At 32.6% G+C, this 19,595-nt stretch carries 22 protein-coding genes; 10 read left to right on the top strand and 12 right to left on the bottom strand.

Features of this window, described 5'->3' with window-relative positions:
• Positions 1 to 122: 122 nt before the first annotated feature.
• From P0R33_RS21225 to P0R33_RS21235, 3 genes are all read right to left on the bottom strand, one after another.
• On the bottom strand, positions 123 to 935 hold the full coding sequence (locus P0R33_RS21225; RefSeq protein ID WP_276173157.1) for an SDR family oxidoreductase: 813 nt from the start codon (positions 933 to 935) through the stop codon (positions 123 to 125).
• A 115-nt stretch (positions 936 to 1,050) separates the two neighbouring features.
• A complete protein-coding gene (locus P0R33_RS21230) occupies positions 1,051 to 1,713 on the bottom strand; it encodes a bifunctional 4-hydroxy-2-oxoglutarate aldolase/2-dehydro-3-deoxy-phosphogluconate aldolase (RefSeq protein WP_276173158.1) in 663 nt (220 codons plus the stop codon).
• A 3-nt stretch (positions 1,714 to 1,716) separates the two neighbouring features.
• Positions 1,717 to 2,166 (bottom strand): YhcH/YjgK/YiaL family protein, encoded by a 450-nt coding sequence (locus P0R33_RS21235; RefSeq protein WP_276173159.1) that lies wholly within the window; start codon positions 2,164 to 2,166, stop codon positions 1,717 to 1,719.
• 185 nt (positions 2,167 to 2,351) lie between these two features.
• Between P0R33_RS21235 and P0R33_RS21240 the strand changes: the two genes are divergently transcribed.
• Positions 2,352 to 3,356 (top strand): LacI family DNA-binding transcriptional regulator, encoded by a 1,005-nt coding sequence (locus P0R33_RS21240; protein ID WP_276175676.1) that lies wholly within the window; start codon positions 2,352 to 2,354, stop codon positions 3,354 to 3,356.
• Between the two features lie 230 nt (positions 3,357 to 3,586).
• On the opposite strand, the gene P0R33_RS21245 is transcribed toward P0R33_RS21240, so the two are convergent.
• Positions 3,587 to 4,756: a DUF4861 family protein gene (locus tag P0R33_RS21245; RefSeq protein ID WP_276173160.1), complete on the bottom strand. Its 1,170-nt coding sequence runs from the start codon at positions 4,754 to 4,756 to the stop codon at positions 3,587 to 3,589.
• A 200-nt stretch (positions 4,757 to 4,956) separates the two neighbouring features.
• Here P0R33_RS21245 and P0R33_RS21250 point away from each other — a divergent pair, with 200 nt between their 5' ends.
• From P0R33_RS21250 to P0R33_RS21260, 3 genes are all read left to right on the top strand, one after another.
• The gene (locus tag P0R33_RS21250) at positions 4,957 to 5,607 is read left to right on the top strand and encodes an HAD family hydrolase (RefSeq protein ID WP_276173161.1); all 651 of its coding nucleotides are present in this window, start codon (positions 4,957 to 4,959) and stop codon (positions 5,605 to 5,607) included.
• A gap of 156 nt (positions 5,608 to 5,763) precedes the next feature.
• A complete protein-coding gene (locus P0R33_RS21255) occupies positions 5,764 to 7,686 on the top strand; it encodes a metallophosphoesterase (RefSeq protein WP_276173162.1) in 1,923 nt (640 codons plus the stop codon).
• Positions 7,687 to 8,047: 361 nt separating this feature from the next.
• Entirely contained in the window at positions 8,048 to 8,416 is a 369-nt protein-coding gene (locus P0R33_RS21260) for an STAS/SEC14 domain-containing protein (RefSeq protein ID WP_184161783.1), read from the top strand.
• 69 nt (positions 8,417 to 8,485) lie between these two features.
• Here P0R33_RS21260 and P0R33_RS21265 read toward each other — a convergent pair whose 3' ends face one another.
• Genes P0R33_RS21265 through P0R33_RS21275 form a run of 3 tightly spaced genes read right to left on the bottom strand, consistent with a single transcriptional unit; the run spans position 8,486 to position 9,710 of the window.
• Complete coding sequence (locus P0R33_RS21265; RefSeq protein ID WP_276173163.1) at positions 8,486 to 8,758, bottom strand: PrgI family protein; 273 nt, start codon at positions 8,756 to 8,758, stop codon at positions 8,486 to 8,488.
• A 32-nt stretch (positions 8,759 to 8,790) separates the two neighbouring features.
• Positions 8,791 to 9,189 carry a hypothetical protein gene (locus P0R33_RS21270; RefSeq protein WP_276173164.1) on the bottom strand — a complete coding sequence of 133 codons (399 nt, stop codon included), beginning with the start codon at positions 9,187 to 9,189 and terminating at the stop codon, positions 8,791 to 8,793.
• 32 nt (positions 9,190 to 9,221) lie between these two features.
• Positions 9,222 to 9,710: a hypothetical protein gene (locus P0R33_RS21275; protein WP_276173165.1), complete on the bottom strand. Its 489-nt coding sequence runs from the start codon at positions 9,708 to 9,710 to the stop codon at positions 9,222 to 9,224.
• Positions 9,711 to 9,945: 235 nt separating this feature from the next.
• On the opposite strand from P0R33_RS21275, the gene P0R33_RS21280 reads away from it, so the two are divergent.
• Positions 9,946 to 10,419 carry a CinA family protein gene (locus P0R33_RS21280; protein WP_276173166.1) on the top strand — a complete coding sequence of 158 codons (474 nt, stop codon included), beginning with the start codon at positions 9,946 to 9,948 and terminating at the stop codon, positions 10,417 to 10,419.
• Positions 10,420 to 10,462: 43 nt separating this feature from the next.
• Here P0R33_RS21280 and P0R33_RS21285 read toward each other — a convergent pair whose 3' ends face one another.
• Positions 10,463 to 11,380, bottom strand: a complete 918-nt coding sequence (locus P0R33_RS21285; RefSeq protein ID WP_276175677.1) for a DsbA family protein — start codon at positions 11,378 to 11,380, stop codon at positions 10,463 to 10,465.
• A 277-nt stretch (positions 11,381 to 11,657) separates the two neighbouring features.
• Between P0R33_RS21285 and P0R33_RS21290 the strand changes: the two genes are divergently transcribed.
• The 4 genes from P0R33_RS21290 to P0R33_RS21305 all read left to right on the top strand — a co-directional run bounded on the left by P0R33_RS21290 (position 11,658) and on the right by P0R33_RS21305 (position 14,354).
• On the top strand, positions 11,658 to 12,380 hold the full coding sequence (locus P0R33_RS21290) for a DUF1963 domain-containing protein (protein ID WP_276173167.1): 723 nt from the start codon (positions 11,658 to 11,660) through the stop codon (positions 12,378 to 12,380).
• An 11-nt stretch (positions 12,381 to 12,391) separates the two neighbouring features.
• Positions 12,392 to 13,144 (top strand): DKNYY domain-containing protein, encoded by a 753-nt coding sequence (locus P0R33_RS21295; RefSeq protein ID WP_276173168.1) that lies wholly within the window; start codon positions 12,392 to 12,394, stop codon positions 13,142 to 13,144.
• Between the two features lie 118 nt (positions 13,145 to 13,262).
• On the top strand, positions 13,263 to 13,736 hold the full coding sequence (locus P0R33_RS21300) for a TlpA family protein disulfide reductase (protein WP_276173169.1): 474 nt from the start codon (positions 13,263 to 13,265) through the stop codon (positions 13,734 to 13,736).
• A gap of 3 nt (positions 13,737 to 13,739) precedes the next feature.
• Complete coding sequence (locus P0R33_RS21305) at positions 13,740 to 14,354, top strand: thioredoxin family protein (RefSeq protein WP_276173170.1); 615 nt, start codon at positions 13,740 to 13,742, stop codon at positions 14,352 to 14,354.
• Positions 14,355 to 14,507: 153 nt separating this feature from the next.
• Here P0R33_RS21305 and P0R33_RS21310 read toward each other — a convergent pair whose 3' ends face one another.
• The 4 genes from P0R33_RS21310 to P0R33_RS21325 all read right to left on the bottom strand — a co-directional run bounded on the left by P0R33_RS21310 (position 14,508) and on the right by P0R33_RS21325 (position 18,170).
• Positions 14,508 to 15,734 carry a PQQ-dependent sugar dehydrogenase gene (locus tag P0R33_RS21310; protein ID WP_276173172.1) on the bottom strand — a complete coding sequence of 409 codons (1,227 nt, stop codon included), beginning with the start codon at positions 15,732 to 15,734 and terminating at the stop codon, positions 14,508 to 14,510.
• Positions 15,735 to 16,083: 349 nt separating this feature from the next.
• Complete coding sequence (locus P0R33_RS21315; RefSeq protein ID WP_276173173.1) at positions 16,084 to 16,377, bottom strand: DUF3861 domain-containing protein; 294 nt, start codon at positions 16,375 to 16,377, stop codon at positions 16,084 to 16,086.
• Between the two features lie 18 nt (positions 16,378 to 16,395).
• Positions 16,396 to 17,127: a LytTR family DNA-binding domain-containing protein gene (locus P0R33_RS21320; RefSeq protein WP_276173174.1), complete on the bottom strand. Its 732-nt coding sequence runs from the start codon at positions 17,125 to 17,127 to the stop codon at positions 16,396 to 16,398.
• On the bottom strand, positions 17,124 to 18,170 hold the full coding sequence (locus P0R33_RS21325) for a histidine kinase (RefSeq protein ID WP_276173175.1): 1,047 nt from the start codon (positions 18,168 to 18,170) through the stop codon (positions 17,124 to 17,126). The genes P0R33_RS21320 and P0R33_RS21325 overlap by 4 nt, the downstream gene beginning before the upstream one ends.
• A 264-nt stretch (positions 18,171 to 18,434) precedes the next feature.
• Between P0R33_RS21325 and P0R33_RS21330 the strand changes: the two genes are divergently transcribed.
• On the top strand, positions 18,435 to 19,589 hold the full coding sequence (locus P0R33_RS21330) for an efflux RND transporter periplasmic adaptor subunit (RefSeq protein WP_276173176.1): 1,155 nt from the start codon (positions 18,435 to 18,437) through the stop codon (positions 19,587 to 19,589).
• The last annotated feature ends 6 nt before the right edge of the window (positions 19,590 to 19,595 follow it).

Below are 19,595 nucleotides of genomic sequence, written 5' to 3' on the forward strand. Positions count from 1 at the left end.
TTGTTATGTGTTTTTGGTTTGTTCTCCTGCAAGGTTTTCAAAACCTTGTAGGCATTTTAATTTATATAAACGTATAATTTAGCCCTACAAGGTTTGAAAAACCTTGCAGGGCGTGAGAAATCTTAAATACTTGTAGCGGCAAAACCACCATCTACTTTTAATGTAATTCCGGTTACGAATTTTGACATGTCGCTGCATAAAAATAAAAGCGCTCCGTCAATATCTTCTGGCGAACCAAATCTTCCCATTGGCGTATGATCAATAATTTTTTCTCCTCTTGGAGTTAATTTTCCTTCTGGAGTTAGTAGCAAAGCACGATTTTGTTCTCCAATAAAAAATCCTGGCGAAATGGCATTTACACGAATTCCCTCGCCATATTTAGAAGCCAATTCAACTGCCATCCATTGTGTGAAATTGTCAATTGCCGCTTTTGAAGCCGAATATCCAACCACTCTTGTCAAAGGTCTTTGAGCCGATGCAGACGAAATGTTGATAATATTACCTGATTTCTGCTTTGCAAAAAGTTCAGCAAAAACCTGAGAAGGAAGCATCGTTCCAATAATATTCAAATCAATAACTTTTTGTAAATCATCGGTTTTCATATCATAAATAGCTTGATCTGGCTGAATCGTTGCTCCTGGCATATTTCCGCCCGCACCATTTATCAGAATATCCAAACGGCCGTATTTTTCAACGATAAAATCTCTAACTTTTTCTATTTCTTCTTTGTTTAAAACATTTGCCTGAACCGCAAAACCTTGTCCGCCATTTGCTTCGATTGCTTTTACAGTGTTTTCAGCTTTTTCAAGAGATTGTGAAACGATTCCGACAATAACGCCCTGTTTGGCTAAAACATTTGCAAAATTGCTTCCTAATACTCCAGCACCGCCCGTAATCAGTGCAATTTTTCCTTTTAGATTGAATATTGAATCCATTATTTAATATTTAAAATTCAATACTTTAAAATTCCAATTTGGAAGATAAAGTATGGTTTTGATTTAGTAATATATTTTAAAATTTTAATTTTAATTGGAATTTGAAATTTCAAGATTAACCTCTTATCGTTTCAATCAAATCCAAAACTCTTTTAGTCTCTTTTTCAATTGTATCGTAAGCTTCGTAATTCATCACTTCTTTGCTAATTAATTTACTTCCCATTCCAACTGCCGAAACTCCCGCATTAAACCAAGTTTCAATACTTTGTCGGGTAGTATCTACACCACCGGTTGGCATGAAAGTTAAATTTGGAAAAACATCTTTTATTCCACTCATAAAATCTGGTCCAAGAATATTTCCAGGAAAAAGTTTAATGAATTTTACTCCAGCATTTTCAGCAGCAATAATTTCTGTTGGCGTCATACATCCCGGAGCAAATAAAACCTCTTTTCCAATTAAAAATGTAGCTATTTCAGGAACAAATCCTGGGCTGATAAAAAAATCAGCTCCAGCTAAATAATAAGTTTCTGCCTGCGCTAAATTTTTAATTGTTCCAATTCCTAAAAGCATTCCTGGCATTTCGGCATTTCTTAATTCAATCATTTTTTTGAAATTCGAAAGAGCTTCTGGCCCACGACTTGTATATTCTACAGCTCTAATTCCAACATTATATAGGCTTTTTAAAACAGCAATACTTTTGTTTTCATCCGCATTGAAGTATAAAGGAAGCATTCCTTGTTTTACAATAACATCAATGGAGTTCTGAATGGTACTCATAAATTATATTTTTACTTTAATTACAATTTTCTTCAAAAGACCTTCTCCGATCATTGCGGTATGTACATCTTCTGGAAATAATATTGCGAATTGTTTTTCTTGCAATTCAAAAAACGTATCGGGTGCATCATGAAAAAAGCGAACATCTCTTTCGTCACTGTATTCTCCATTTGGATTCACACATTTTTCTCTTGGTTTCCATGCAAAAGTTTCTGGACCTTTAATCGAAATCTGAATGTCGATATTTTTATCATGACATTCAAAACCTTTTACGGCTTCTTCTTTCGTATTTCCTTCTCCAACAATTACAATCAATTTTAAACCTTCACCGATTTCAAAAGAGCCTTCTTCAAGATTTTCAATATCATTTTGGCTTACATAATCAAAAGCTTTTTTGAAATTAGGATGCAAACCGTAGTATTTTGCTGCATTTTGTAATGAATCTAGTATCATTTTATATTGCTATTATTTTGGTTTTATAGTGTTATGTGTATATTTGCGTGTGCGTACACGGTGTTTTTACAAATGTATGTAAATTGTACTGTAAAACAACTTATTTTTATTAAAATAAATTAATTTTACCGCACTGCTTTTATTTTTTTAACTTAAAAAGAATCAATATCATAACGATTAAGAAAATTGCCGAATTAGCTAATATTTCGCCAGGAACTGTGGATCGAATTATACACAAGCGCGGACAAGTGGCTCAGGAAACGGTCGATAGAGTCAATGCGATTATCGAAGAGTTTGGCTATAAGCGAAATATCTTAGCAAGCAATTTGGCATTAAACAAGAAATTTCACTTTGCTATTTTCCTTCCAAAATCGGAAACATTAGAATATTGGAAAAGCCAGATTGACGGAATTGAAAAAGCAGCTTTGGAATTCAGTAAATTCGGAATTGTTTTGGATTATTTTTTCTATGATTATAATCTGGCGTCTTTTAAGGAATCTGCTAAAAAAATAATGCAGTTTGAATGTGACGGATTGTTGTTTGCACCTATTTTTTACGAAGAATCTGTTCAGTTTTTAGACGAATATAAAAAGAAGAATATTCCGGTTGTTATGATCGATTCTAATATTTCGGAAGAAAATGAACATGCTTATGTTGGGCAAAATGCTTTTCAAAGCGGTTATCTGGCTGGAAGATTAATCAGTTTTGCGGTTAAAAATGAAAGACAGATTTTGATTTTTAAAATTACGCGCGAAATTGAAAGTACTTCTGTTTATTTGCAGCGTATCAAAGGATTTTATTCATATTTCAAAGATCATGACGAATTGACCAATTTTAAATTCTCAGAAGTTACTTTAAAAGATTCTGGAATTGATCAATTGAGTATGGAAATGTTTTTGGGTATAAACAGTGTTTTTGTCCCAAATTCCCGAGCTTATATTGTGGCTGAATTTTTAGAAAAGAACAACATAAAAGGTGTTAGAATTATTGGTTTTGATTTGCTAAATGAAAATATCGAATATCTAAATAAAGGCGTAATTGATTTCCTTATCAACCAAAGGCCCGAAGAACAAGGCTATTTGGGAATCAATTATTTATACAAAAAACTGGTTCTTCAAGAAGAAACAGAAAAAACACATTATATTCCGTTAGAGATTATTTTGAAGGAGAATTATTTTCCTGCGAAATAAAGTCTTGTTTGTCATTTCGAGGTACGAGAAATCACACAAGATATTCCGTAAAGAAAATCACCAATCTTTGTCGAGCTTCTAGTGTGATTTCTCCTTTCAGTCGAAATGACAAAATAGCCCGTGGTTTCAACCACGGGAACGCAAAGAATAATCACGATACGTTTCCCGTGGTTGAAACCACGGGCTATGTTAAAAAACTTTCTGTCTTAGCGCCTTCGTGGCAAAAAAGCTTATTTCTTAACCTTCACAACCAAAGGATTATTAATCTTTTCTGCAAAAGAACTCAAATATTGCTCCCATTCTTGTTTGGTTTGAAACGGACTTCCTTTTTTCCATCCAAAACCAACATAATAAATCGCTTTATTGTTTTTTACCGAAATGTTTCCATAAAGATTACTCAAATCTTTTTCTTCTGTAACGTGATTATCAAAGCTTAATAAAGTGTTTTTTGGAGCAACTAAGCCAGTTCCAATTTCAGAATCATCAATCGGTTCCCAGTAACTTAGCCAGCCTTCTTTTATGTTAGTTCCAATTGTGCCTTTTTTATCATGAAGCGTTAATCCAGCCGAAATTGTTTTAGTTCCGCTAATATTGATTTCAAATCGAGAAAGCTGACTTCCGTAATCTAAACTAATTAATTTAGATTCGGTTATTTTATTTCCTTTTGCATCCCAATCGGCGTAAGTTAAAATAAAACTTGTTCGAATTGGTCCAGTTGTAATGGTTTTCCAGCTGATAAAATTCTTAGAAAAATAATATTTTCCGTCCACATTTACGGCAATTCCGCCCACGCCGCGACTGTCTCCAACATGAAAATTATCCAAACCTTCTCCAGTATCTTTATGGTAAGTTCCAGTTCCGTTTGTTGCTTTTTCGTACCATTTATTAATAATTGGATAATCGACTCTTTTTAGCCAAGCATCGATTCCGCTTGTTAAAGTTCCGCCTGCAATTTTGTCTTCGACCATTTTTTGAGCAACTGGGCCATAAGTTCTGAAAGCACCTTTATTGTTTTCCCAAGCATAATCGTCTGTGCGTTCGGGAACAAAACGCGAATAACAATTTAAAACTTTTGACGCGGAAGGATTTGTTCCAACAAAAACTTCAAAATCTTGTTTTGACGAAGCTTTTATTTTTGGTTGAAATAAAAGCAAATCTGCATTTCCGTCTCCATCTTGATCGACCGTTTGTGTTTCTAAAAAAGAATTGCTGCCAACTTCTTTTACAGCATAATTTTCTAGTTTAGAATTAGCATTTAAACCGAGAGATTTCTTAGTCAGTTCTATAGTTTCAAATTCTCTGTCAATTCCCAGATTATTAGAAACAGTGATAATTTTATTTTGAGAAATGGCAACAAAATTGCCTGCCAAAATGGTTATAATTAAAAGATGCTTTTTCAAAATGAAAGATTTATTTTTTAATGAAATGTGTTAAATAGTATTTTATAAAAGTACAAATCAAAAAGGAAACGAAAATACAGAATATGGGTAATTCTGTACAGAATGTTGAAAATCAAAATGTAAACTTTAGATTTTTGAATCTATTATTTTTTTGTAAATTTCAATTCTTCTCTTTTACGAAAAGAGTTATTTATAATTAAATGAAAATCAGAAAAATGGTGAAATGTATTATTTTCGATTGTGATGGAGTTTTAGTCGATACAGAAAAAATCGGTAACGGAATATTACTTGCGATGGCACAAGAACATGGTTTAGAAATGGAATTGGAAGATGCGTATCATTATTTTAATGGCGTAAGTTTAAAAAATTGTTTTTCGCAGATTGAAAATGCGATAGGGAAGAAGTTACCAGAAGATTTTGAAGAACAATATAGAAATAGAAGTTTTGAAGCTTTTCTGAAAGAAACCACACCGATGCCTGGAATTTTTGATTTTTTGAATAATCTCAAAATTTCATATTGCACTGCTTCTAGCGGACCTTTGGAAAAAATCAGACTAAACCTTGAAACTGCAGGTTTGTTGGATAGATTTGAAGGGAAAATTTTTAGTTCGTACGTAATTAAAAGCTGGAAACCTGATCCGGAAATCTTTTTGCATGCGGCTAAACAAATGGGTTTTGATATTGAAGATTGTATCGTTATAGAAGATAGTGTCGCGGGAGTTAGAGCGGGATTAAAAGGCGGTTTTAAAGTTTATGGATTTGCGAATGGTTATAATAATGAAGATTTAAAGAAAGAAGGAGCAATTCTTTTTCATTCGTATAATGAGTTAAGTGCGATGCTGGGTTTTTAGTTTTCTTTTTATGATTTATAATAAAGTTTACGCTCGTAAAAATTATCATTCAATAACAATAGCGTAAACTCGTTTCGGTTTTAAAGTGATAAAATTGCGGATAATTAAAAGTTCAAAGACTTCTAATAAGCCCCAAATTTATTAAAGTTAAAACCTATGAGATTTAAAATTACGTCACTTTTTATAACATCATTTTTTATTCTTTTTTATGGTGTTCTTTCTGCACAAAAAACAAAAGATTTAAACGGAGTTCAAATCGCATTTTTAGCTGATGTCCACTTACAGGATTTATTTGGAGGATTTTCAGATTCAGATTATAAAGGTGTTCTAAATCCGAAAACGGGACAATATGCGTTGGTTCGAACAATGTCTTCACAATTGCATTCGACACGAATTTTCAATGAAAATTATTTTGCTTTTCTAGCCGCTTTAGAAGATATCGCAAAGCGAAAAATTAAATACGTTGCACTTCCTGGAGATTATACTGATGACGGACAGCCGATTCATGTTCGCGGATTAGCAAAGATTTTAGAACAATACACTCAAAAATACGGAATCGAATTTTTTATTACTACAGGAAATCACGATCCAGTTGGACCTTTTGCACAAGAATCTGGTAAAGAAGATTTTTTAGGAAAAGATGGTAAAAGTCAGCCCATTTATAGCAAAGACGGTATGTATAAGCCCAATTTGAACATCGAACAGCCCCTTGTCATAACGGCCGATATTGCTAAAATGGGTTATTTAGGAATTACAGATCAATTGAAGAATTTTGGTTTTCATCCGAACAAGAAAAGCAAATTTTGGGCAACTCCTTTTTCCAATTATTCAAGTGAAAATTATTCGTTTGAGAAAGCTTTAGAAAGCTCAAAGTTGAGTAATCGCGTATATGAAGTTGCGCCTGGTTATGAAGTTCCAGATGTTAGTTATGTTGTAGAACCAATAGATGGACTTTGGTTAATGGCTATTGACGGAAACGTCTATATTCCGAAGAAAACAGAAAGCGATCCTAAAGATTCTAAAAGTTATTCTGAAGCAAGCACAGGTTATAATAATGTGCTTTCTAACAAAAAACATTTGATTGAATGGGTTTCAGCTATTTCGGCGCAAGCCAAAAAGCAAGGAAAAACTTTGGTAGCTTTTAGCCATTTCCCGATGATCGATTTTAATGATGATGCTTCTGCAGAGATAAAAGAATTGCTTGGCCCAAACAAATGGCAATTAAACAGAGTTCCTGTCGAAGAAGTGGCGCAGGTTTTTGCAGACGCGGGACTTAAAATTCATTTTGGCGGTCATATGCACATTAATGATACTGGAGTGCGAACTTCTGCTAAAGGAAATACTTTGGTCAATATTCAAACACCTTCGCTTGCTGCTTACATTCCGGCTTATAAGTTATTGACATTCAAGAAAAATAATGTGTTAGATATTCAGACAATTACCATTGATGACGTTCCGAGATATGACGAACTTTTTGATTTGTATAAAATGGAATATCAATTTTTAGAAAGCCAACATAACAATGATATTTGGAATATCGATATTTTGAAGACTAAAAATTACCATGATTTTACAGATTTCCATTTGAAGGAATTGGTTCGTCTTCGTTTCTTAAAAGACGATTGGCCAACTACTTTTAAGGATTTTATTTTAAATGTTTCGGCAGAAGATTTATTGGTTTTATCAAATATGAATTCAGATAAAGATTTTGATTTTATTCTTAAAAATAAAAAGCAATTAGAGAAAGAATGGAAAGAAGCGGAAACAAAATCGGAACAGATTTTAGCTAAAAATAAACTTCAAAAAAGAGATTTTAATTGGACAGGAAATGATCTTTTAATTGATTTTTATCGTTTTAGAAGTGCTGACGAATTGGCATTTGGTGATGTTGCAGAAAAAAGAGTTACATCTTATAAAGTATTATCTGAATTGTTTTTGGATTCTAAAGATAATGCTTCAAAACCTTTGCAAAAACAGATGAAATTATTCTTTACAATTTTCAATAAGTTTATGCATGAAATTCCAGCGGATCATTTTACTGTTGATTTGAAAAATGGTGCTGTTAAGAGTTTGAAGTGATTTTTTTTTAACTGTCAAGAGCTTCATTATGAAAGTAACGCAAAGTCCGCAAAGAATTTACGCTAAGTTTTTTTTCTCAAAGCTTTGTTCATAAATGAAAAGTTCTCAAAGCTTTATCATTTAGCTTTGCGAACTTTGCTTTTGAGCATTATCTTAAATTAAAAAATCTTAGCGAACTTTGCGTAAATTCTTTGCGGACTTTGCGTTTAAAAAATTACTAAAAAAAATCTAGCCCACTCGAAATAATATAATAAACGAATAGTTAAATGTAAATGCTATATGATTGATAATAAGTATATTTGAGTAAATAATTAAACCTTTGAAAAAAGGAATAGAATTCATTAACTCAAAAGTAAATCATATGATACATCAAATCGATACTACCGATAATATAGTTGCTTTTAGAGCATTAGCAGAAGTAACAAAAGAAGATTTTCTGACGGCTGTTGTACCAGCAGTTGAGCATTTGGTAAAGCAAACAAACGAAATTAATTTTCTGTTGGTTTTAGATACCGATATTAAAAATTTCACGGCTGGAGCGTGGCTTCAAGATGCTCTTTTAGGTTTAAAACATTTAGGAAAATGGAATAGAGCTGCAATTATTACTGATACAGACGAAATTATTTCGTTTACAAACGGTTTCAGTTTTATTGTTCCAGGCGAATTTCGTGGTTATAAAAAAGTAGATTTCAATAAAGCATTAAATTGGGTAGAAGGAAATATTTCTTAAAAACTTTCTTTCGAAAAGATAAAAAAAAGAGCACTTTTAACAGTGCTCTTTTTTTTATGAGATTATAGTTTAATGATTGTATTCGATTCCGCTGCTTGCGTTTGCATCATTTTTTTCTTTTGTTACTTCAGCATATTTTTTATAGGCAGCAGAAGCTAAAATTGGCAATGCAATGCTTCCTACAACAGCACTAGCTTTAGTATGTCCTGTTTTTTTCAATACAGCTGATGCTATAAGAGCACCAACTCCTGCGCATACCATTTGTTTAACAGAAAGATTAAGTGGTTTGTTTTGAGGTGTTATTCCGTGTAATAATGGATCTATAAAATTTAAATTCTCCATGATAGTTTAATTTATTTAGTTATACTTCTATTTTAATTTTTCCTGATTTCATTATCAGTTTCGCTCTCAATTTTTTCGATTTCTACTTTTTCTTTTTTAATTGCCTGACGCAGTAATGCAAAAAGACTCATGTAAACATTTGCCATAAAAACCAGAGAAAACCCTGCCAAAATATAGCCTCTCCAATCATTTAACAAAAGTTTATAATCGCAAAGTATCAAAAATGCGATTGTGACATAATGGCTAAAGCAGTACTCGCAAGTAAAGAGATAAAAGAACTTTCTTGAAAGTATAAATCGGTCATTTTTAGAATGCCTGACACACCATTCATGAGGTTCTCTAAAAATCTCTTCGTGCGTTACAGTCCAACTCACGCATGCAATCGGAATTGCAAGTACAAATAGCCAAAAAATTTGAGTGCCTAAATCCATAAAATAGTATTTTACAATTTACGAATTTCAGGTTATTCTCTCGGATGATTTTCAGGAAAATGTTCTGCGCCAAAATCATCTAATTCTTCATCATCGTCCAAATCGCTATGTTTTTCTTCATCATTTTCAGAATCTAAATCAGGATCATAGTCGTCATTTAGATCATTTTCGGTATCGTCATTTGTGACGGCATCATCTTCGTTTATAATTCTTTCTTCGTTCGGAATATTTTCAGAACGAATAGTTGTGTTTGGCTCAAAATCTCCTAGCGGATGTTTAGGATCTTCAATAAACTCTTCCTGATATTGATACGGATCTTCATCTCTTGCATAATTATCATTATCAACAAGTGTATTTTGTTCGTAATAATCGGGATCGCTTTCGCCAAATTCTCGATTTTCATGTTTTTTTAAATCTTGTTTATATTGATCTTCATTAGAAAGAGTTCCGTCAACAAGCGTATTTTGATCGATATAATCAGGATCGTACTGACCATATTCGTGGTTGTGTTCTTTTTCCATAATGCTAAATTTTTAGATTATTGATTTGTATGACAGTAAAGCTTTCAGCGTAGAAAGTTTACCTGTATTTACAAAATTAGCAATCGAAGCCAACGAAGTCCTTACAGGAATTTTAAATATAGTTGTATAATTAACAGTTACTTATAATATAACAACAGAAAGCAATTGTATAAAATTTCTCACTTTAAAAGATTTTAAATTTGATTATAAGAATGTTGAATTAAATGTAAACGATATGGCTTCTGATAAAGTGACCGCTTGCTGCCAAGCCTTAATAGAGAAAAACCTAACAATATCTTTTGCAGAAAGTGCTTCTGCAGGAAAAATGTGCTATGAATTTTCGACGGTTATCAATTCGGGAAGGATTTTAATTGGCGGAATAGTCTGTTATCACACTTCAATGAAAGAAGATCTTTTGTTAATTCCGTGGGGAACAATCGAAAAATACAGCGCCGAATCTGCTGAGGTTACAAAGTTGATGGCACAGCATTTTTATCGTTATGCAAATTCAGATTTTTGTGTAGCTTTAACAGGACTAACTACGCCCGGAGGAAGTGAAAGCAGCTCTAAACCAGTTGGAACAATTTTTATTCATATTGTTTTTAAAGAAAAACAAATCGCCAAACGTTATGAATTTAAAGGAAACCCGGAAAGCATAATAAATCAAGCGATTGATGCGGTGGCAGATTTAATTTTGAAAGAGATTTAGAATAATTGAAAAACCGTAAAAAAAATACGATTTTTCAATAAGATTATTTTCTGCTATAAACCGATCCATTCTTTATCATTCTTTTATCCAATAAACCTTGCTGATATAATTTCTCTAAAATAATTTTAGCATCAGAATACGTTTTATCTAAAATTATCGAATATTCTTTTGGAGCCAAAGTTGGAAAAATATCGAAAAGAGCCAACGGATTTTCATTTTTAATGTTCTTCTTTTTTGCATCGGGAAACAAGGCTAACAAAGCATTTTCATACGAAGAATATGGCTTAGAACCATAAACTGTCAATTGATTTTGGTTTCCATCAGAAAAAAACAAAGTTGGAAATCCTCTAACGCCAAGTGATTTTCCAAGTCTTAAATCTTCTTCAAAAAGCTTTTTAGCATCGCCTTCGTAATCCTTTTTTAGTTTTTGGATGTCTAAACCTGTTAGTTTTGCGGCTTCGGCAATGTTTTCCCATTTAGCTATATTTTTCTTTTCGAGATATAGTTTCTCACGAAGTATTCTCATAAACTTTACAGCTTTTTCTTTGTCTTGCATTTGTGCCGCTTTCATGGCAATACATGACGGATAAGAAGAATCTAGAGGATCTTCCAGCCAAACATTTCCATCAATTGGCATTTCATAATGTAAACTTGCTTCGTCCCAATGATGGGCAACGTCCGAAGGTTTGCTGATTCCGCCGCTGTTGTAACTCCAATTAGGTAATAAACCGCCCATTCTGTAATCAATTTCAAAAGCATCGCCATATTCTAATTTTAGTTTTCTAAGTTGAGGTTCAATTCCCCAACAAGAAGAACAAATTGGATCTGTATAGTAAACAATTTTTATCGGTTTATTTTCTGTTGAAATATTTGTAGTCTCATTCGATTTTTCACCGAAAGGCATTTCACACATTCCGCTAACAGGATCGTATAATAACGGATTTGTCTTTTCTTCACTCATTTTTGAATTCGTTTGAGATTGGCAGCTTGCACCGCAAATCAGGATTAGTAAAAGCGATAATATTTTCATACGCTTGTTTTTATTCTCGCAAAGTTCAGTTGAATTTAAAAGAAAGTCAATTAGTCAAAAAAAGATGACTAGGCAATTTTAACAAATTGTCATTTTTCTCTAAAAACTAGAGTATGAACGATAAAGTAATTGCAATCTTACAAGCAATTGTTTATTTTCACGTTTAATAATTTAAAAGCCAAAATCAATATTATAATTTTTGAATAAAATGAAAAACGAAATTTTTGACATCATTGAATTACGTCCAGCAACGAAACACTATTATGGAGATAGTTTAAAAATGCCTGAAATACTTTTAGAAGATGGTTTGCTGGTAAAAGCAGGAACTTTAGATATTCCGCTTGGACATTCTCGTTACGGAGGACCAATTGCAGATCTTCCTAAAAATTTTGAATATCCAAAAGATTTGCGATTTGCCGCTCAATTAGATTTAGATCAAATTGCTCCGCATGACAAATCTGGACTTTTACCAAAAACAGGTCATTTATTTTTCTTTGCGGATATTATGGAAGATAAAGGCTTAGTAGTTTACAGCGATGTTGATAATAATGAATTAGAAAGAGTTGTCAAAGACCATGAAGATAATTTCTTTGAAGGAGTTTTAATAAAATCAGCATTTTCTTCCACTGAGAAATTATCCAGTCGTTATCGTCTGCCAGAAGATGAATACGAAGAAGATGATGCAAATGAAGATGGTGTTTTATGGGATTATTTCGAAGGAAGCGAAACTTCAAAAATCTTCGGAATCTTTACGCATTGTCAAGCACAGGAACAAGAAATATTAGATGTGGTAAATTCAGATAAAATAGTGCTTTTGCAAGTAGGAGAGAATGGATTTAATGATGAAGGTGTTTTTAGTGTTTTAATTGATAAAAATGATTTGAAGGATTTGAATTTTAATAACTGTGAATTTTACTGGGGACAATCATAAAAAGAGAAAAAATGATAAAAGATTTAGGACACGGTTATAAAATCATAGACAACAAATTTATTCTTCGTTATGATAGTGAAGTTTTTAAAAAGTTTTATAAAATTATAGACTTCGAAACATTCAAAATCACGGCAACAAATGCTGAATTCGATAATGACGGTTTTGCTTCGACAGTTTATTTTGAAGATAAAAAGCATATTTATTTAGAAAGTTCTTTTACTAGTTTTTGTATTTTAGAAGATGCTAAACCTGATGATTTTAAAGTAGTAGATATTAAGAAAGGATATACTTTTTCAAACAGAAAATATTACCGTCACAATGATAAAATGCCTTTTGATTTAAGCAAAGCAAAACACCTCAATGATTATCATATTCAAGTTGATGATCAATTGTATTTTGGCGACGTAATTTTAATTGAAAACGTAGATTTAAAATCCTTCAAGATTCCGTATCCAGATTTGATTCAAAACCTAGCGATTGATAAGAACCATGTTTTTTTTAAAGGAAAGATAATTCCTGAAGCAAATGTGCAGACGTTTAAAATTCTAGAAGGCTGTTTAGACGGAACTTATTATTTGGAATGTGATAATGCATTTTATGCGAAAGATGATAAATATGCCTATTTCATAAGAACAATCAGTAATGAAGTAAAAGTTATAAAATCAAAAAGCCTAAATGATTTTCACTTTAAAGTTATTGATGAAAGAGGTTATGCTTTTGATAAAGAATACAGTTACTATATGGGAAAAAGAACAAAACTATAAATTAATCTTAGTAGCTTAGAATCTTAGCCACTTAGAACCTTAAAAAAAATCATTAAATTTTCATTAACAAAAAGTAAGATTTCATTATTTTATATTTGTAAAGCTTATTTTATATGTTATGAAAATAAAGTACTTCTATATATTTCTATTTAGTTTCATTTCAGTTTCTGCTTACTGTCAGAACGTAAAGCTTTTAAGTATAAATCAGCTGAATGAAAGAATCAAAAACGGAAAAGATAGTACGTATGTTGTCAATTTTTGGACAACTTGGTGTGCGCCATGCATAAAAGAATTGCCTCATTTTGAGAAACTAAAAGCAGAATACAAATCTGAAAAACTGGCTGTATTATTAGTGAGTTTAGATTTTAAATCGAAATTAGAATCGAATGTAATTCCGTTTGTAAAGAAGAAGAATTTAAAGAACGAAGTTTTTCTTTTAAACGAAAGTGATCCACAGCAATTTATTGACCGAATTGATCCGTCTTGGTCAGGAAGTATTCCAGCAACTCTTTTTATAAAAAATGATAAAAGAAAATTTGTTGAAAGCGAATTTACCTATGAACAGTTATTAACTGAATATAAAAAACTATAGACCATGAAGAAAATAATCTTATTATTAGCATTAGCTTTTTCTGCTTTTCTTTCGCAAGCGCAAAATGCAGTAACGCTTAAAGCGGGTGACAAAGCACCAGATTTCAAACTGAAAAATGTAGACAATAAAGAAGTTTCATTTGGAACTTTTAAAGAAGCAAAAGGATATATTGTAGTTTTTACTTGTAATACTTGTCCGTACGCGGTAGGTTATGAGCAAAGAATTATCGATTTAGATAAAAAATTCAGACCGCAAGGATATCCTGTAATTGCCATTAACCCAAATGATCCTGAAGCTTCTAAAACAGATACTTTTGCAAAAATGCAGGATTTGGCAAAAGATAAAAAATATCCGTTCCCATATTTATTCGATCCTGGACAAAAAATCACTGACGAATATGGAGCAAAACGTACGCCTCATGTTTTTATTATTTCTAAAACTTCAAAAGGAAATGTAGTAGAATATGTTGGAGCAATAGACAACGATCCAGAAGGAAACAAACCTGAAAAAGTAAAATATGCAGAAGATGTAATTGCTTCTTTAAAAAGTGGTCAAAAACCTGCTGTTACTCAAACAAAAGAAATTGGATGTACAGTTAAAAGAAAAGCAAAAGCTTAGTTTTTTTGTTTCAGGTTTCAAGTTTCAGGTTGTTCACTTAACGTCTAACATAAAACCTGAAACTTTAAACCTGAAACTAAAATAATCCATAAAATACGAAACGCCCCATTTTACTGGGGCGTTTTTGGCTAATATAATGAACAAGATTACTTTCTATTTTTTATCAATTTTGTAAAGTCTTCCTTGATCGGTAACGGCGTATAATGCTTCATCTTTTCCTTGTGTAATATCTCTAAATCTTTGTCCTTCGCTGGCTAATAGTCTTTCTTCTCCAGACACTTTATTGTCTTTAAATGCTAAACGAACAATATGCTGACCGCTTAATGCACCTATAAATAAATTGTTTTGCCATTCTGGAACACGTTTTCCTGTGTAAAAAGTCATACCGCTAGGAGAAACAACGGGATCCCAATAATAAACTGGTTGTTCTAATCCTTCTTTTTGTGTTATTCCGTCTCCAATTTTAGTTCCGCTGTATTCAATTCCGTATGTAATTGTTGGCCAGCCGTAATTGGCTCCTGCAGTAATTCTGTTAATTTCATCGCCGCCTCTCGGACCGTGTTCGCTTTGCCACAATTCACCGCTTGTTGGATGAAGTGCCAAGCCTTGCGGATTTCTATGCCCGATAGAATAAAGTTCTGGTAAAGCACCAGTTCCACTAATAATTGGATTTCCAGGTGCCGCTTGCCCGCTAGTTGTAATTCGGACAACTTTACCCAAACTGCTATTTACAGCTTGCGCCAACGGACGAGTTTGTAATACTGAGCGTTCACCAATACTCACAAATAGATTTCCAGTTTTGTCAAATAAAACGCGGCCTCCATAATGTAGCGTACTCGCATTTGGTGTATTAGAACGATAAATAACAGTTACATTTTCCAGCGCCGTTTCGTTGTCAGATATTCTGCCTTTCGCTACAGCGGTAATATTTCCGCCAGCTACAGCTTCAGAAAAAGCCCAATAAATCATTCTGTTTGTTGCGTAAGAAGGATCTAGACAAATACCTAATAAACCTCCTTGATCTGCAGGATTAACAGCTGGAACACCAGTTAAAGCATTTCCAATTACTCCAGCTTGTGTAACAATTTTTATATTGCCTGCTTTTTCAGTAACCAAAAGACGTCCGTCTGGAAGATAAGCAACTCCCCAAGGAGCGCTTAAACCGTTGGTGATAACTTTAGATTCAATTTCTGTAGTAGTTTGAATGCTTCCAGCACGAGTTTGTCCAGCAAATGCAGGCTGGTATGTAGTGTTTGCAGTGCCTGTTTCTACAGGAGGTCCAGTTGGTCCTGTGTTGGCGCTGTCATCATTGTCATTGTTGGAACAGCTGCCTAAGACGAGCAGACCAGCAAGAAGAAATATACTTTTTTGAATTATCATAATGCTTTCATTTTTAATGGTTAAAAAATAATTTTTGCATTATCGAACAAATCGAAAGTGAAGATTGTATTTAGAGATTCATTAAAATGAAATGGTCAGCTTCAAACAAATTCTCTCTATTTTCAATTAAGATTGCCTAAATGTTATTCCTTTTTCTATGAAAAAATAATTTCATTTCATAAAAGAAATTAAATTTCTTTTGGAAGCATTTAGTGGGACATGCTCAATTTTAACGGAAAATTGTTACAAAATATTGCCACTAAAAATGAGATAATTTCTTTTTTAAAGTAAATTTAATATTGAAAGTAAAAGTGTAAGTAACGTTGAACGCTTGTTTTTAAAGGCATTTTTATAAACTTTTTAGCTTTTTCATAAAAACAGGAAAAACTTCATTTAATTCTTCAAAAAGTGGGTTTTTACGATTTTTTAATTTGATTTCGCTGAATAATTTTAGTCCCAAAGCAAATTGAATGGCTTCTGATTCATTCGCAAAAATGTTTTTGTCTTTGATTCTATCTATTATTCCGAAAATTTCGTCGTGATTATCAAATTCAATTCCTAATTCTTTTGCAGGCTCAGTTTCGCCGTTTGCATATTCTTTTAGACTTAAAGTCAGATAATATTTGTTTGATCTTTTTTCCATGATATTTTTAATTCTAATTTATTTCAGCCATTTATCGACTACGATTTTAAAGGCTTCTTTATATTGTTCGCCAACTGTAATTTCAATTTTATCAATAAAAATCGAGTTTTTACTAATGGCGCTAATTTTGTCGAGAGAAACAATGAAGGAACGATGAACACGCATGAATTTTGATGCTGGAAGTTTTTCTTCTAAAGCTTTTAAAGAAATTAGAGACAATAAAGCTTTTTGAGAATCTTCTAAATGTACTTTTACATAATCTTTCAAGCTTTCTATGTAACAGATATCTTTTAATGAAATTCTTACCCATTGATATTCTACTTTTAGAAAGATAAACTCGTCGTCTAAAGTAACGGTTTGAAATTGATTATTTGATTCTTCATGCAATTGCAGAACTTTGCTAGAAGCACGCAGGAATTCTTCGTAACTAAATGGTTTTAAAAGATAATCAACCGCATTTACTTTATATCCTTCAATCGCATAATGATTGTAAGCTGTTGTAAAAATAATTTTAGGCAAAGGTCCAGCTTGATCTTGAATTAATCTTGCCAATTCCATTCCGGTTAAATTGGGCATATTAATGTCTAAGAAGACAACATCTGGTTTTGTTTCGCGAATAATTCCCATAGCTTCTACAGCATTATCGCAAGTGGCGGTTAATTCTAAAAATGGAGTTTGTTCTATAAAAGTTTCTACCAATTTTAAAGCCAATGGTTCATCATCTACTGCTATGCATTTTAGTACTGTCATTGCTCTAAATTTATTTTTAGTTTAATTTTATATGTTCCGTGATCGGTAACTCCAAAAGTGATAAAATGATGATTCGGATAAATTAGCTGTAATCTTCGTTTTGTATTCGTTAAACCAATTCCTCCTACATCCGAAACTGATGTTTTTTCGAAAAAAGTATTCTCTACTTCAAATTCCAGATTGCTTTCATTCTGCGTTAGTTTAATATGAATTTCACTTTTGTCAGTTGCATGAACACCGTGTTTAAAAGCATTTTCTACTAAAGGTAATAATAACATCGGAACAATTGGATAATCATGTATTTTTTCGGGAATGTCCGTTGTGATGGTCAATTTACTGTTGGCACGAAGTTTCATTAAAGCGATAAAATCTCTCATGAATTCAGCTTCTTTTAGTAAAGTTGTTTTTTCTTCGGTACTATAAAGTAAATAACGCATCATTCGGCTTAAAGTATGCAAAGCGTTTCGAGAATCTTCAATATCGGTGTAAGTAAGCGAATAAATACTATTTAAAGAATTAAAGAAGAAATGCGGATTAATTTGCGCTTTTAACATCGCTAATTCTGCCATCGTTTTGTCTTGCTCTAATTTTTGCTTGTGTTGCGCCGCTTTCTGCCAATGTTGTAGCATAGCCCAGCTTGTACTTATTCCTAAAACTAATAATGTTAGTGTAAAAACGTAATTGTCAAAATAAGGATTTTTATATTTTTTGAAACCAATAGCTTTGCTAATCTGATTATGAAGATCTGTTTGAGAAGTATAAAAATAAGCGACTAATTGTAAGGTGAAAATGGCAAGAAATGCCCAAAGTAGATACAAAGAAGTATTGTCATTAATAATTGTTTTTGGCACTACAATTTTTGCTGTAGAATAAAAAACGGCAATTAATAAAAAGAGAACAATACTTTGCCAAAGCCAAAATGCTGACGGAAGGACTACATTCCATGTCAATGGAATATAAAACAACATAAGATACCCAAGTAAAAACCATCCTAGAATATGTAATCCGGTAAATAAATAAGGTCTAAAAAAGTTTGGTGACATTGTAATTTATGATTTTAAGGCAATATTACATTTTATTTATATAGGATTTTTAAGCAATCGCTCAACACGGATTTAGAGCCTCTAAAAAGTGTTTTAGAGCCGACGGGACAAAATTAAACACTTGTTTAATATTATAAAAAAAACCATCGGTTCTTAACTAATCTTTGTCGATTGTCATTCGCTCTTCGTCTATTTGAAAATTTTCGTTTGTTATTATTTATTTCTTTTGTTGTCATATAATAGATAAATCACACATTTTTCACAATGAAGAAGCAATTATTTTTAGGTATTCTAGCAGCATCACTTATTGTCGCGTCTTGCGGTAAAAATGATAAATCGGCCCAGGCTGGTGCCGCACCACAAATAAAAGAGTATAAGACTGTGACTTTGCAGCAAGAATCGGCTACATTAAATAGTGACTTTCCGGCAAGTATTCAGGGACAGCAAAATATAGAAATCCGACCAAGAGTTGAAGGTTATATCGATAAAATTTTTGTAGACGAAGGTGCCGTTGTAAAAGCAGGTCAACCTTTGTTTAAGATTAGTGCTCCAGAATACGAGCAGCAAGTTCGTACAGCGACTGCAAGCATTAAAAGTGCTCAGGCAGACGTAAGTTCAGCAAAGTTGGCTGTAAACAAAGTAAAACCTTTGGTTGAAAAAGGAATTATCAGTAAATACGATTTAGAATCAGCGCAATATACTTATGAGTCTGCAATGGCTTCTTTAGCACAAGCAAACGCAGCTTTGGTTAATGCTAAAGTTAATTTAGGATATACAACAGTTACAAGTCCAGTAAATGGAGTTGTTGGTTCGATTCCATTTCGTTTAGGAAGTTTGGTAAGTTCTAATACGACTGAACCTTTAACGACAGTTTCTAGTATCGGAAATGTGTATGCTTATTTTGCGATGAACGAAAAGACTTTATTGAATTTTACTAAAGATTCTGGGGCTTCATTAAATCAAAAATTGAAAAGCATGCCAGCAGTTTCTTTAGTTCTTTCAGATGGTTCTGCTTACGATGAAAAAGGTCATATAGAAACCGTAAATGGATTAATTAATACAGAAACTGGAACGGTAAATGTGAGAGCTCGTTTTCCAAACTCAAAAGGAATTATCAGAAGCGGAAGCAGTACAACAGTTAGAATTCCTAAAGAAGTAAAAGACGGAATTATTATTCCTCAAAGCGCAACATTCGAACTTCAAGATAAAATGTTTGCGGTAGTTTTAGGAAAAGACAACAAGACAAGAAATGCCAATATTACAGTGCTTGAAAATACAGCAGGAAACTATTATGTAGTAACAAGCGGTTTACAGGCAGGAGACGAAATAGTTTTAGAAGGAGTAGCTTCTCTAAAAGAAGGAACTGAAATTAAAGCTCAAAAGCAAAGTGCAGAAACAGTATACGCCGATTTAAAATAAAAAAGA

It is taken from the genome of Flavobacterium sp. YJ01 (genome assembly GCF_029320955.1).
Lineage (GTDB): Bacteria > Bacteroidota > Bacteroidia > Flavobacteriales > Flavobacteriaceae > Flavobacterium.

Coding starts and splice junctions, on each gene's coding strand:
- P0R33_RS21260 (WP_184161783.1), top strand. CDS start 8,048: ATGATACATCAAATCGATACTACCGATAATATAGTTGCTTTTAGAGCA.
- P0R33_RS21300 (WP_276173169.1), top strand. CDS start 13,263: ATGAAAATAAAGTACTTCTATATATTTCTATTTAGTTTCATTTCAGTT.
- P0R33_RS21320 (WP_276173174.1), bottom strand. CDS start 17,127: ATGACAGTACTAAAATGCATAGCAGTAGATGATGAACCATTGGCTTTA.
- P0R33_RS21305 (WP_276173170.1), top strand. CDS start 13,740: ATGAAGAAAATAATCTTATTATTAGCATTAGCTTTTTCTGCTTTTCTT.
- P0R33_RS21295 (WP_276173168.1), top strand. CDS start 12,392: ATGATAAAAGATTTAGGACACGGTTATAAAATCATAGACAACAAATTT.
- P0R33_RS21230 (WP_276173158.1), bottom strand. CDS start 1,713: ATGAGTACCATTCAGAACTCCATTGATGTTATTGTAAAACAAGGAATG.
- P0R33_RS21235 (WP_276173159.1), bottom strand. CDS start 2,166: ATGATACTAGATTCATTACAAAATGCAGCAAAATACTACGGTTTGCAT.
- P0R33_RS21325 (WP_276173175.1), bottom strand. CDS start 18,170: ATGTCACCAAACTTTTTTAGACCTTATTTATTTACCGGATTACATATT.
- P0R33_RS21280 (WP_276173166.1), top strand. CDS start 9,946: ATGGCTTCTGATAAAGTGACCGCTTGCTGCCAAGCCTTAATAGAGAAA.
- P0R33_RS21290 (WP_276173167.1), top strand. CDS start 11,658: ATGAAAAACGAAATTTTTGACATCATTGAATTACGTCCAGCAACGAAA.
- P0R33_RS21285 (WP_276175677.1), bottom strand. CDS start 11,380: ATGAGTGAAGAAAAGACAAATCCGTTATTATACGATCCTGTTAGCGGA.
- P0R33_RS21310 (WP_276173172.1), bottom strand. CDS start 15,734: ATGATAATTCAAAAAAGTATATTTCTTCTTGCTGGTCTGCTCGTCTTA.
- P0R33_RS21270 (WP_276173164.1), bottom strand. CDS start 9,189: ATGGATTTAGGCACTCAAATTTTTTGGCTATTTGTACTTGCAATTCCG.
- P0R33_RS21275 (WP_276173165.1), bottom strand. CDS start 9,710: ATGGAAAAAGAACACAACCACGAATATGGTCAGTACGATCCTGATTAT.
- P0R33_RS21330 (WP_276173176.1), top strand. CDS start 18,435: ATGAAGAAGCAATTATTTTTAGGTATTCTAGCAGCATCACTTATTGTC.
- P0R33_RS21225 (WP_276173157.1), bottom strand. CDS start 935: ATGGATTCAATATTCAATCTAAAAGGAAAAATTGCACTGATTACGGGC.
- P0R33_RS21315 (WP_276173173.1), bottom strand. CDS start 16,377: ATGGAAAAAAGATCAAACAAATATTATCTGACTTTAAGTCTAAAAGAA.
- P0R33_RS21265 (WP_276173163.1), bottom strand. CDS start 8,758: ATGGAGAATTTAAATTTTATAGATCCATTATTACACGGAATAACACCT.
- P0R33_RS21250 (WP_276173161.1), top strand. CDS start 4,957: ATGAAAATCAGAAAAATGGTGAAATGTATTATTTTCGATTGTGATGGA.
- P0R33_RS21255 (WP_276173162.1), top strand. CDS start 5,764: ATGAGATTTAAAATTACGTCACTTTTTATAACATCATTTTTTATTCTT.